The sequence below is a fragment of the Thermomonas sp. genome, from assembly GCF_019104945.1.
In the GTDB taxonomy this organism is placed as follows: Bacteria; Pseudomonadota; Gammaproteobacteria; order Xanthomonadales; family Xanthomonadaceae; genus Thermomonas.
Genome location: NZ_JAHRWW010000001.1, coordinates 99,401 through 112,306, shown reverse-complemented (window position 1 = coordinate 112,306; position 12,906 = coordinate 99,401). Strand labels below are relative to the sequence as shown.

10 protein-coding genes are annotated in these 12,906 nt (G+C 60.3%); 6 read left to right on the top strand and 4 right to left on the bottom strand.

Annotated features, from left to right (window positions below; all coding sequences use genetic code 11):
* Positions 1-10 precede the first annotated feature (10 nt).
* Positions 11-3,814, top strand: a complete 3,804-nt coding sequence (locus KUL77_RS00550; protein WP_297142148.1) for a YhdP family protein — start codon at positions 11-13, stop codon at positions 3,812-3,814.
* Between the two features lie 34 nt (positions 3,815-3,848).
* A complete protein-coding gene (gene tldD / locus KUL77_RS00545; RefSeq protein ID WP_297142215.1) occupies positions 3,849-5,297 on the top strand; it encodes a metalloprotease TldD in 1,449 nt (482 codons plus the stop codon).
* Positions 5,298-5,309: 12 nt separating this feature from the next.
* Here tldD and yjgA read toward each other — a convergent pair whose 3' ends face one another.
* Positions 5,310-5,891, bottom strand: coding sequence for a ribosome biogenesis factor YjgA (gene yjgA, locus KUL77_RS00540; RefSeq protein WP_297142145.1), 582 nt, complete (start codon positions 5,889-5,891; stop codon positions 5,310-5,312).
* 23 nt (positions 5,892-5,914) lie between these two features.
* On the opposite strand from yjgA, the gene pmbA reads away from it, so the two are divergent.
* The 4 genes from pmbA (at position 5,915) to KUL77_RS00520 (ending at position 10,415) form a co-directional block, all read left to right on the top strand.
* On the top strand, positions 5,915-7,282 hold the full coding sequence (pmbA, locus tag KUL77_RS00535) for a metalloprotease PmbA (protein WP_297142142.1): 1,368 nt from the start codon (positions 5,915-5,917) through the stop codon (positions 7,280-7,282).
* A 59-nt stretch (positions 7,283-7,341) separates the two neighbouring features.
* Complete coding sequence (locus KUL77_RS00530; protein WP_297142139.1) at positions 7,342-8,766, top strand: DUF1800 domain-containing protein; 1,425 nt, start codon at positions 7,342-7,344, stop codon at positions 8,764-8,766.
* Position 8,767: 1 nt separating this feature from the next.
* Complete coding sequence (locus tag KUL77_RS00525) at positions 8,768-9,928, top strand: DUF1501 domain-containing protein (protein WP_297142137.1); 1,161 nt, start codon at positions 8,768-8,770, stop codon at positions 9,926-9,928.
* Positions 9,929-9,992: 64 nt separating this feature from the next.
* Positions 9,993-10,415, top strand: a complete 423-nt coding sequence (locus KUL77_RS00520; protein ID WP_297142135.1) for a DUF4870 domain-containing protein — start codon at positions 9,993-9,995, stop codon at positions 10,413-10,415.
* A 64-nt stretch (positions 10,416-10,479) separates the two neighbouring features.
* On the opposite strand, the gene ispA is transcribed toward KUL77_RS00520, so the two are convergent.
* The 3 genes from ispA to tilS are packed head-to-tail and all read right to left on the bottom strand — an operon-like array spanning position 10,480 to position 12,898.
* Complete coding sequence (ispA, locus tag KUL77_RS00515; protein WP_297142133.1) at positions 10,480-11,361, bottom strand: (2E,6E)-farnesyl diphosphate synthase; 882 nt, start codon at positions 11,359-11,361, stop codon at positions 10,480-10,482.
* Entirely contained in the window at positions 11,342-11,611 is a 270-nt protein-coding gene (locus KUL77_RS00510; protein ID WP_297142129.1) for an exodeoxyribonuclease VII small subunit, read from the bottom strand. Before KUL77_RS00510 ends, ispA begins: the two co-directional genes overlap by 20 nt.
* A gap of 9 nt (positions 11,612-11,620) precedes the next feature.
* Entirely contained in the window at positions 11,621-12,898 is a 1,278-nt protein-coding gene (gene tilS / locus KUL77_RS00505; RefSeq protein WP_297142126.1) for a tRNA lysidine(34) synthetase TilS, read from the bottom strand.
* Positions 12,899-12,906: the final 8 nt, after the last annotated feature.

Genomic DNA, 12,906 nt, shown 5'->3' with positions numbered 1-12,906 from the left:
CGGGGCAAGCATGAGACGCCACTGGCATCTATTTAAGCGTGGAACGTGGTACACGCTGGTGCTGCTATTGGTGCTTGTGGCCGGGCTGAGTATCGCGGCGCGCCAGCTATTACCCGAAATTGATCGCCACCCACAACAGATTCAACAATGGCTAAGTGCGCGTGCGCAGCGGCCGGTACGCTTTGATGCCGTACACACCCGTTGGACACGGTTGGGGCCGCTGCTGGAGCTGAAAAACCTGCGTGTGGGTGAGCCGGCAGATCCGCTTCGTATTGGTGATGCCGAATTAGTGGTATCACCTTTTATCGGCCTGTTGCCAAGTCGCTCGATGACCGAGCTACGCCTGCGCGGTTTAGATTTAACCCTGCAGCGCCAAGCCAACGGGCAGTGGCGGGTGCGTGGCCTGCCGGGGCAGCAGGATGAGGGTGATCCGCTGCAGGCGCTGGAACACCTAGGTGAACTGCAGATTGTCCAAGCCAAACTGCGTGTGTTTGCGCCTGAGCTTGGTCTTGATCTGCGCGTGCCGCGTATCGATCTGCGGCTCAAAGTAAATGGTTCACGGCTGCGCGCAGGCGCGCGCGCATGGCTGCGCGGCACCGGTACTCCGGTAGAAGCGGCGATTGATCTGGATCGCAGCACCGGCAACGGCCGCGTGTATGCAGGCAGCAGGCAAGCCGACCTCAGCGAGCTGGCGGGAACCTTTCGTGTGGGTGGGGTTTCGTTACTTAGTGGGCGTGGCCGTTTGCGCGGCTGGGCTAAATTGGATGCGCATCGAATCGTGGGCATTCGTGTTGATGCTGGGCTGCTTGACGTGCAGCTGCGCGGCGCGCCGCTGCAAGGAAAAGCGCTTGCCTCGCACACGCTTGGCGAGCTGGTGGTGGATGCCAGCTGGGCCGGTACCGTGCAGCAGTGGACGCTGCACATGCCGCGCCTGCGGGTGGGTACAGGTAACCGGCGGCAAACTTTGGATGACTTGATGGTGGCAGGTGGCGCGCACTATGGCTTGCGCGCAAAACAACTCGATGCTGCGCCGCTGCTGCAGTTAGCAACGCTGAGTGATGTGCTGCCCGTGGGCTTGCGGCACTGGCTGCGCACCACAACGCCAGACGTGCGCTTACAGGATGTCGATGTAGTGGGGCAGCGCGGCGGCAGTATGCGTGCGAGTGCCTACATCGGGGACTTCCGCTTCGATCCGGTAGGCCATGCGCCGGGGATGCGCGGCGTGAGCGGCTGGGTCGAGGCCGATCAAAGCGGGCTGCGCATGCGCTTTGATAAAACCGCACAAGTGACCTTCGACTGGCCTGCAGGTTTTGGTGTTCCACATGCCTTCACTCTGGACGGTGAAGCCGTGCTCTGGCATGAACCCGATGGCTGGGCGGTGCGTACGCCTGGGCTTGCGATTGCAGGGGCAGAGATCAATGCAAACGCGCGCGGCGGGATTACCTTTCAAAATGATGGCAGCCATCCGCATTTAGATATTGCAGCCGATATTGGTGATACACCGGTATCGGTGGCGCATGGGTTTTGGATCCACCACCTGATGCCAGAAGGTACGGTGAAGTGGTTAGATGCTGCCCTGCAGGGCGGCACACTGCGCAATACACATGCTGTGGTGGCTGGTGATTTGGACGACTGGCCGTTCCGCAACGAGCCGGGAATGGCGGGGGCGGGCGTATTCCGCGCCGAAACGCGCATCGACAATGGCACGATTAAGTTTCAGCCTGATTGGCCTGCTGCTGATCATTTGGATGCGGATGTGAGCTTTATCGCAGATGGCTTTACCGTCAACGGTCGGGCGCAGCTGGCGGGTGTGATTGTTCCGAATCTGCAGGCAGGCATCGCGCGTTTTGGTGAGGCCGAACTCACAGTGGATGCGGCGACAACAGGCGATGCAAAGCAGTTTCTCAGCCTGCTTCGCGCCAGCCATTTGCATCAAGAATATGGCGAAACCCTAGACGGCTTGCGCGCGGCTGGGCCTGCACAGGCGACATACAAAATGCGGCTGCCGTTGCATCACGATGAGCCTGTGCCGCCAGTGATTGATGGCAGCGTCACGTTAAACGGTGTGCGGCTGCAGGAAACACGCTGGAAGCTGGACTTCACCCAAGTGCGCGGCAGCGCCAAGTTTGATCAGGGCGGGTTTGTAGCCGATGGGCTGCAGGTGCGCAGCGACGGCTTGCCAGGGCAGCTTTCGCTGCGTGCTGGCCCGCATGTGCGTGACCCCGCGCAGGCCTTTGAAGCGCAGTTGCACATGCAGGCAGAGATCGGCCATTTGCTGGATAAGGCAGGTAGCCTCGGCTGGCTCAAGCCGCATATGAGTGGCAGCTCCCTGTGGTCGGTTGAACTGGCGGTGCCGCGTGGGGCCGCGCAGGCGAGCTCAGCGGGCGCGCTGCGGCTGCGCTCTAATCTTGTGGGTACGGCGCTGAATTTGCCTGCACCTTTGCAAAAACCTGCAACACAGGCGTGGCCTACTGCGGTGGATCTGCGCTTGCCCTTTGATAACGGTGAAGTAGAAGTCACCTTGGGGCAGCAACTTTCTCTGCGTAGCCGCACGATGAACGATAAAACCGGGCTGCGCCTGCAATTTGGCGGAGCGCGCGCGGGTGAATCGCCTGCGCATGGGCTATTGGTAGCGGGGCAGGTGGATCGCTTAGATGCGCTCGACTGGATCGAGTTTGCTTCGGCTGGATCCAAAGACGCGGGGCTGCCATTGCTTAAAATTGATCTCAAGGCCAAGCATCTACGTCTGTTAGGGGGCGATTTTGCTGATGCAGGAGTGGTGCTTTCGCCAACGCTGCGCGGTACAGCCGTGCAGATCGACGGTGCAAGTATCGACGGCACTTTGTTGATTCCAGAACAAGACAACGCGGCCGTAACCGCACGCTTTGATCGCCTGTTCTGGGTGCCTGCAGCAGACGAGAAAAATACTGCGCAAGTAACGGCTCCGGCAGCGGCCACGGCGTCGAGCTTCGACCCTTCCAGCATTCCGCCACTGCAAATTGATGTGAGTGATTTCCGCTTAAGTGATACCGAAATGGGCGCGGCGCGTTTCCGCAGCCTTCCGGTGGCGGGTGGGCTGCGCATGGAAGAGTTCACCACCCGCGGCGGCAAGCAGCGCGTCACCGCAACAGGGAGTTGGCTGGGGAAGGGCGCGAACCAGCGCAGCATGTTTGAGCTTGACGTCGAAAGTGATGACATCGGCAAATTGCTCAGCGGCGTAGGGTTTGGTGGGCAGGTCGCCAGCGGCAAGGGCAAACTCAATGCCAATGCCAACTGGCGCGGCGGGCCGGACGCATTTGATGTGCGCACGGTGTCGGCGGCCATGGCGGTGGATGCAAAAGACGGCCGCTTGCTGGAAGTTGAACCCGGTGCAGGGCGTGTTCTGGGGCTGCTAGGCGTGGCCCAGCTGCGTCGCCGCCTGTTGCTGGACTTCAGCGACTTGTTCGGCAAAGGTTTTACGTTTGACCGGGTGCGCGGCAGTGCGCGTCTGAATCATGCTCAGCTCACGACCAACGATTTGATCGTGCGCGGCCCCGCTGCAGAATTGCATTTGCGTGGTAGCACCGATTTGCGCAATCAGCGTTTTGACCAAACCGTTGAAGTGCTGCCTAAATCGGGAGGTTTGCTCACCGCCGTAGGCGCGCTGGCAGGCGGCCCAATTGGTGCAGCGGTAGGCGCAGTGGCCAACGCCGTGCTGGATAAACCCATGCAAGGGTTGGGCGCGAAAACCTATCGAGTGACCGGGCCTTGGGTGGAGCCTAAAATTGAAGTGATAGAGCGCGATGCTGCCGCCCCCACGCCGCGCAAACCTTAATCACTACGCAGTTTCTTTCTTTTTTGGTTGATGAATAGGCATGAATGCACTGACGCAAGCTGAATCAAAATTATTGATACCCACCGGGCTGGATAGCGCCGCGCTAGATCGCGCGTTTTCTGCGCTGCTGGGGCCGGGTGTTGATTTTGGCGACCTCTATTTTCAGCATGCACGCCGCGAAGCGTGGAGCATGGAAGACGGCATCGTCAAAAGCGGCTCGCACAGCATCGAGCAAGGTGTAGGTGTGCGCGCAATCTCCGGTGAAAAAACCGGTTTTGCCTATTCGGACGAACTCGACGCGCAGGCGCTGATTGGTGCCGCGCAGTCGGCCCGCGCCATTGCCCGTGATGGCCGCAGCCATGCGCCGCACGCATTGCAGCGCGAGGCTGGGCGCGGCCTGTACCCGGCGCTGGACCCGATTGATGCGCTGGGCAATGAGGCCAAGGTCGAAGCGCTGCGGCAGGTGGATGCGCTGCTGCGCACATTGGAGCCGCGCGTACAGCAAGTGATGGTGAGCATTACCGGCGGCGTGGATACTGTTTTGGTGGCGCGTAGTGACGGTATCTTGGCCGGTGACGTGCGCCCGCTGGTGCGGATGAATATCCAAGTCATTGTGGAACAAAACGGCCGCCGTGAATCGGGGTTCTCCGGTTTCGGTGGGCGCTATGGGTATGCCGAATTACTCGCCGACGGCAAGCCGGAAAAATTTGCCCGCGAAGCTCTGCGCCAAGCGTTGGTCAATTTGCAGGCCATCGACGCCCCCGCAGGCGTGATGCCGGTGGTGCTGGGCCACGGCTGGCCGGGCGTGCTGCTGCACGAAGCGGTGGGGCATGGGTTGGAAGGCGACTTCAACCGCAAAGGCACTTCCACCTATGCCGGGCGCTTGGGGCAGCAGGTGGCTGCGAAGGGCGTCACGATTGTCGATGACGGCACATTAGAGGGGCGGCGCGGCTCGCTCAATATCGACGATGAAGGCACACCGAGCCAGTGCACCACATTGATCGAAGACGGTGTGCTGGTGGGCTATATGCAAGACACCCACAATGCCCGTTTGATGGGCATGGCGCCCACCGGCAATGGGCGGCGCGAGTCGTTCGCAAATTTGGTGATGCCGCGCATGACCAATACCTATATGCGTGCCGGTACGCACGACCCGGAAGAGATGATCCGATCGGTGAAAAAGGGCCTATACGCGGTGAACTTCGGCGGCGGTCAGGTGGACATCACCAGCGGAAAATACGTGTTTTCCGCCACCGAAGCGTATTTGATCGAAGACGGAAAAATCACCGCGCCAGTCAAGGGCGCTACCTTAATTGGCAATGGCCCAGAAACCATGCAAAAAGTGAGCATGATCGGCCACGACTTAGCCCTAGACGACGGCGTGGGGATCTGCGGTAAAGACGGGCAGAGCGTGCCGGTAGGCGTAGGCCAGCCCTCGCTGCTGATCTCGGAAATTACCGTTGGCGGCACCCAAGCGGGTTAACGGGTGGGTGAATTAGTCGTGCAGTTCGTCTTCGTCCGACGCGTCGTCCACTTGCTCCGTATCGGCATCAGCCGGTTGCGTCAGCAGGTCACGCAGCAGCTTAAACAGCTCGCGGAACGCGCGCGGGGGCTTGTTCTTCGCACGCTCATCGTGGCTGTTGCGCACCAGTTGGCGCAGTTTCTGTCGGTCGGCCTGTGGGTGGTCGGCCAGCAGCGCAGTCAACGCGGCGTCGCCATCTTCGCCCAGCAGTGCTTCGCGCAGTGCTTCAGCGCGGTGCAGTGCGGCGATTTCGCGGCGCGCGTTTTCGCCGTCGCTTGCCAATGCATCGCGGATCGCATCCAGCACTTCGTTGTCCAGCTTGCGCATTTGCTTGGCCAGAAAGGCCAACTGCCGCTTACGCGCGCCGTAGGAGGTCATCCTTTGCGTTTCGCGAATATGCGGCAGCAAATCTTCGGGCAGCGGCAGCTTGTCCAGCTGCGCAGCGGTTTGTTCTACCAACTGTTCGCCCAAGGCCAATACATCCAGCGCGGCGCGGCGTTGCGCGCTGCGGCTGGGGCTAAAGTACTCTCCGGTGTCTTCGTCACGTCCTCGCATCCCTACAGGATAAGCCATTGAACATGTCTGTAACTGAACTTTCTTCCAGCCCGTCTGATGATAGCCAGCCGCGCTTGGCGCGTCTTTCCAGCGTGGCTCAGCATCTGCTTGCGCAGGCGCGCGCAGCAGGGGCTAACCAGTGTGAGGTGGTCTGCAATGAAGATGCCGGGCTTGCCGTCAATGTGCGCATGGGCGATGTGGAAACGGTAGAAGCCACCCGCGACCGCAGCGTGGGGATCACGGTCTATTTTGGCCAGCGCAAAGGCAGTGCCAGCACCGCCGATCTGCGCGAAGACAGCTTGGCCGCCACCGTTGCACAAGCCTGTGCCATTGCCCGGCACACCGAGAACGACCCCTGCGCGGGCTTGGCCGATGCAGCACTGATGGCCAGCACTTTGCGTGAATTTGATAGCTGGCACCCGCAGCCCTTTGACGCCGACCGCGCCATCGACTTTGCGCTGGCCTGTGAAGCCGCAGGACGTGAGCAAGACGCACGGATCGGAAATTCCGATGGTGCCTCGATGAATGCCAATGCTTCACTCAGTGTGTACGCCAATTCACACGGCTTTCTTGGTGCGGAACGTGCCACTTCGTACAGCGCTGGCTGCGCGCTGATCGCGGGTGAGGGCGATGCTATGCAGCGCGACGGCTGGTTTAGCGTGGCGCTGGCGCAATCAGACCTTGAAACCCCTTCCGCCATTGGCCTGAAAGCGGCCCAGCGCACGCTAGCGCGGCTGAATCCGCGTCAGCTTCCCACCGGTCAGGTGCCGGTGCTGTTTAGTGCAGAAATGGCGCGTTCGTTGATTGGCAGCTATCTGGGCGCGGTGTCGGGCGGTGCGCTGTATCGACGCGCCAGTTTTCTGTTGGATAGCGTCGGCACGCAGGTCTTCCCAGCGTGGTTTGGTATTGAAGAAAATCCCTTCCTGCTGCGCGGCTTTCGTTCGGCCGCATTCGACGCCGAAGGTGTGGCAACGCGGCAATCGCCCTTGGTCGAAGATGGCATCGTTTCGCGCTACATCCTTGGCAGCTATTCGGCGCGCAAGCTTGGGCTTGTCACCACCGCCAACGCTGGCGGCGTGCATAACCTTCAGGTCAAAAGCAATGCAGGTGATCTGGCTTCACAAATCAAAGCGATGCAGCGCGGCCTGCTGGTCACCGAACTAATGGGGCAAGGGGTGAATATGATCACCGGCGACTACTCGCGTGGCGCGGCCGGGTTCTGGATTGAACATGGCGAAATTGCCTATCCGGTAGATGGCATCACCATTGCGGGGAACCTCAAGGCAATGTTTGCCGATATTGAAACGGTAGGCAGCGATATTGACCTGCGTTCACACGTTCGCACCGGCTCCATTTTGATCGGCAAAATGACGGTGGCAGGAAACGGCTAAGCGCGTCAACCAAAGCTGCGCAGTGACGTTAGTAGCTCTGTTCCTTGTGGAGCAGCACCATGGTGACCCAGCAGGCGGTAACAGCGGCGAATCGGTTTGGATTAGGCGCACGCGAAGACGAACTTGCAACCATAGGCCAAGACCCACGCGGCTGGCTGCGGATGCAATTAGCACCAGCACCCGCGCTTGAGGCTTTTAATGACCTGCCATCAAGTGCGGCGTATCTGCGGCTTTATGCGCAGATACAGCAGCAGCGGCGGCAAGCGCGCGAGCGCACGGCGGCAGCAGAGGGCGCTGCAGATACAAATGTGGAACCCAAGCGCGTTGGCGGGCGCAATGCGCTACGCCAGGCCTTACAAAACGAACTCGTGCTGCGGCAGGGCGTTGCGGTTACCAGTGCGGTCAGCTTTCGCGAGCGGCTGGTGCGCTTTTGGTCGAACCATTTCGCTATTTCGATAGATAAGCGCATTGCCGCGCTGTTTGCTGCCCCCATGGAGCGCGAAGCCATTCGCCCGCATGCAACGGGGCGCTTCGCAGACCTTTTGCTGGCGGTAGAACGGCACCCCGGCATGTTGTTGTATTTGGATAATGCGCAGTCGATAGGCCGTGATTCGAAATTTGCGCAGCGTGCGGCGCGTCGAGCTGAGAAAAACCCCAAGGCGCGACAGCGTGGGCTCAATGAAAATTTAGCCCGCGAGATCATGGAACTGCATACGCTGGGTGTGAATGCGGGGTACAGCCAAGACGACGTCGTCGAATTTGCCAAGGCGATTACAGGCTGGAGCGTGTCCCGGCCCAACGACGCAACGGAAGAGGGGTTTGTCTTTCGTGGGTTTGCACACGAGCCGGGTGTGCGGCATGTGTTGGGACAGTCCTACCGGCAGCAAGGCGAAGCGCAGGGTGTGGCTATTTTGCGTGACTTCGCAGTGCACCCTGCAACCGCGCATCATCTGTCATTGAAATTGGCGCGGCATTTTGTTGCCGACGAACCTCCGGCCGATTTGGTTGCGCAGATGGCGCGCACTTGGCAAACCACAGGCGGTGACATTGCGCAGGTCTGTCGCACGATGCTGGAGCATCCGTTGGCGTGGACGGATGCAGGGTGCAAGTTCAAAACACCGGATGATTTTTGCATGTCGGCACTGCGTGCTTGCGGTCTTGACGATAGGCCAACACTGACGGTGTCGCTACGGCTGCAGGCCCAGCTTGGGCAGCCCGTGTTTCAGCCACGTTCGCCAGCGGGGTTTGGTGATGTTGCCGCCGATTGGGGCGGGCCAGATGCGCTGTTTAAGCGCGTGCAGGCCGCACAAACGTTGGCTGATCGCCTGCAGACGGTGGATGGCCTAACGCCGCTGCGACTGGCCGCGGCGGCGTTAGGCGAGCGTGTGGATGGGCAGACGACGGCGGCTTTGCGGCGCGCAGAATCGGTACAGCAGGGCGTGGCGCTGCTGCTGGCAAGCCCGATATTCCAATGGAGGGCATGACATGAAACTGGATCGACGCCATTTCCTAGCCGGTGGTGCGGCTGCGTTGGCCTGCACGGCGTTGCCGAAGTTTGCTGTGGCCGCTTCGGCTCCATCGGATACACGGTTTTTGTTGGTGCTACTGCGCGGCGGTTTAGATGGGCTGCACGCGCTGCAACCACTCGGTGACCCAGCGTTTGCCGCGCTGCGTGGCGACTTCGTGCATCAACCATCTCAGCCTGAAGCGCTACATTTGAATGCGGATTTTGCCTTGCACGGCAAGCTGGGTTTTGCTGCTGAGCTTTTCGCACAAAAACAATTGTTGCCGGTGGTCGCTGTGGCGCCACCATACCGTCAGCGTTCGCATTTTGAAGCGCAAGACTGTGTAGAAAACGGTAGCAGCGGCAGTAGTGGTAATAGCGGTTGGCTGAATCGCTGTGTGGCGGCTATGCCGGGTAGTAACGGGCTGGCGCTGGCGGCTGTCATGCCGTTGGCCATGCGCGGTGCCGGTGACGTTACTACGTGGTCGCCACCGCTGGCCAAAGGGCTTGATCCGATTCTTTGGCAGCAGTTGCAGCAACTTTATGCGGCCGATACAACGCTCGCCAGTACATTTTCCGAAATCGATCCACGCATGGAAGCGATGGCCGCAGGAAAGGATAAAACCCCCGCGTTTGCATTACCGCAGGCCATGGCCGCAGCGGCCAAATTTATGGCTGCGCCCAACGGCCCGCGCATTGGGTTTGTAGAAGACACAGGTTGGGATACCCACGGCGGCCAGCTCACCGTGCTCAACCGTAAACTGGCCGAGCTCGATGCGGGTCTGCAAGTGTTTCACGCAGACGCTGCGCCGATCTGGCAGAAAACTGTGGTGGCAGTGGTTACCGAATTTGGGCGCACAGCCGCAATCAACGGCACTGGTGGCACCGACCACGGTACCGGTGGTGCAGCCTTTCTTGCCGGAGGTGCGGTCAACGGTGGGCGCATTGCTGGTGACTGGCCGGGGCTTGGTCGCGCGCAGCTCAATGATGGGCGCGACCTTTTGGCGACCACCGATATGCGTGCGATGTTCAAAGGGGTGTTGCGTGACCACTTTGCCCTAGATGCCAGTGTGCTTGCGCGGTCAGTATTTCCAGAGAGTATCGGGCTTTCGCCGTTGTCGGGTTTATTGCGCACAAGCTGACAAAAATCTGTATAAATTTACGCATTCGTGTTAGAAGTTGCCTTTCACTTATAGGAGTGCACACATGGATCTAAATGACGTCACACAATCGCCACCACCACCGGTAGGCACGCCAAATTCGGAAGAACGCATGTGGGCGATGTTTGCGCACCTGTCTATCTTGGTGGGTGGGATCATCACGGCGGGCTGGGCCGGAAGTCTTGGCAGCATCGTGGGGCCGCTCATTATTTGGCAGATCAAGAAAGATCAAATGCCGTTTGTGGTGGATCAGGCGAAAGAGGCGCTGAATTTCAGCATCATGATCGCGGCGATTATGGTGGCTTTGACCATCCTCGGCGTGGTGACTCTGTTTATCGGCTTTATTATTATCGCGCCGATCATGGGGTTGATTGGTCTGGCCGCTCTGGTGTTCATTATCATCGCGTCGATTAAGGCGCACGAAGGAACGGCGTACCGTTATCCGTTTACGATTCGCTTTATTAAATAATCAACACACGTGTTGGTTACGGCAAAAAGCCAGCGTTCATTCCGCTGGCTTTTTGTATACAGGGCTAATGGTTGCGTGCAACGACCTGCCTAGCGAGCTGCGCAAGCGCTGCAGTATCGACATTCAACTCAGCCAGTGCCGCGTGCATTCCATCATCCAGTGCGCGTAACCGTGCGCGGCTGGCGTCAATGCCGATCAACGCGGGGAAGGTGGCCTTATCTTGTTCGGCATCTTTGCCCGCAGTTTTGCCCAAGGTGGCGGCGTCGCCTTCAATATCCAGTAGGTCGTCTTTAATTTGAAACGCCAGCCCAAGCGCATTGGCATACTGGTCGAGCGCTTGTTGCTGCTCAGCGGCGGCATGGGCCGCCAGCGCGCCAAGACGCACCGCACAGCGCAGTAGCGCGCCGGTTTTAAGCCGGTGCAGCTGCTCTAGCTGCGCAAGCGTAATTTGTTGACCGGTTGCATCCATGTCCAAGGCCTGCCCGCCGCACATACCTGCGACACCAGAGGCGCGGGCAAGCTCGGTGAGCATGGCGACTTTCTGCGCGTTTGGCTGCGGCCCGGTGGCAAGTAGTTCAAATGCCAGTGTTTGCAGCGCATCCCCCGCAAGAATGGCCGTGGCTTCATCAAAGGCAATATGCACTGTGGGCTGGCCGCGGCGCAGGGCGTCGTCGTCCATGGCTGGAAGGTCGTCGTGGATCAGCGAATAACAGTGCATCAGCTCCACTGCGGTGGCGGCTGCGTCGAGTGATTCAAGCGGAGCGCCCAGCGCGCTGCCGGTGGCATACACCAACAGTGGACGCATGCGCTTACCGCCGTTCAGTGCGCCATGGCGCATCGCCGCGTGCAGGCGCTGCGGGGCGGTGGAAACGGAGGGGAGTGCAGCATCGAGCGCGGCTTCGGCCCGCACCTGCCAGTGGCTAAAGTCAGAATGGGGTGCTGTCATGAAGATCGTCAAAGTCGCTGGCTTGCTCAGGTTTGGCGGGGTCGCTTAGCTGGCGCACGCGCAGTTCGGCTTGTTCCAGTGCGGTTTGGCAGCGACGGTACAGCCCAACACCGCGCTCGTAAGCGGCGAGTGATTGCTCCAAGCTCATATCGCCGCTTTCCATTTGATCAACAAGGTCTTCCAGTGATTGCATCGACTGCTCAAAATCGGCTACCGGCGAGACGTCTTCTTGGGGAGTTTTCTTGGCCATGCAGCAAGTTTACGGCAGGCTCTGCCAAGAAAGGTGAGCACCGTGGTTTTTTAGCCAAGTTGTGAGCGTCGCGGAGAGAATTTGATCGCCAGCGGCCAGCAGCGTGCCGTCGGCGGCGCTGAGTAAGGGTAGGCGTTCGCGCTGCCACGGTGGGATGGCGCAGGTTTGCAGTACGTGCTTAAGGCTATGCGAATGTGCGCGTTTGGGCAGTAGGATGCGCTCTCCACCTTGGCGCGCATGCACGCGCAGCGCGGCATCAAATCGCGCCGCGCCGTGTAGCGAAAGCGTGGTACCGGAGGGAAGTAGCAGCGGCTGCGCGCCATCCCACGTACAGGCCCAGTCTTCGGGGAGCACTGGGGTGAGGCGATAGACATAGAGCAGGCCGCGCCAGCGCTGCACGCAGACATCTTGCCAACGAAAGCGGGCCTGCGCGTCCTCTTCGGCGTGCAGTAAGGCGCGTTCAATCTGCTGCACACCTTGCTGCGGAAGTGGTGGCAGTGCAAGCGCATTGATCCAAGCGCGCAGTACACGGCTGCGGCGTGTTGGCGAAAGCGGCTGCAAAGCTGCAATCTCCAGTGCGTCTGGGGCGCGCTGAACATGGGCGAGCGCTGCGGTATCTTCTTGCAACAAAAGGTCTGACGCTTCAGCGCACAACGTAGCGCTGCGCGCCAAGCCGCGCGTGGCCTGCGGCCAGCGTTCGGCGAAATGTGGCAGCACGATATTGCGTAGAAAATTGCGATCAAAGTCGCTACTGGCATTACTGGGGTCTTCGATCCATGGCAAGCCATGCGCGTTGGCATACGCCCGCAGTGCGGCGCGTGGGTGTTGCAGCAGAGGCCGCCATAACCAGCCTTGTGCATAGCGACGCCACGGCCGCATCGCCGCCAGCCCGTCGCAACCAGCGCCGCGCAGAGCGCGCAGCAGAAAGGTTTCGGCCTGATCGTCTTGGTGGTGGGCCAGCGCTAACACCTCGCCATCTTGCAGCGCGTGTGTAAACGCGGCATGGCGTGCCTCACGCGCTGCCGCTTCCAGCCCAAGGCCGCTGTTTGCTGGAACCGTGACGCGAATAATTTGGAATGGAATGCGCAGCGCGGCGCACAGCTGTTCGCAGTGCGCGGCCCAGTGGTTGGCATCGGGGTGCAGGCCGTGATGCACGTGCAAGGCACGCAGCCCATGCACACGCAAGCTGGCTTGCTGGGCCAGCAAATGCAGTAAGACGGTGGAATCAAGCCCCCCGCTGAAACCAATCAGTACGGGGGCCGGGTGCGGGCAGGCAGGCAGGTGCATGCCGCTAG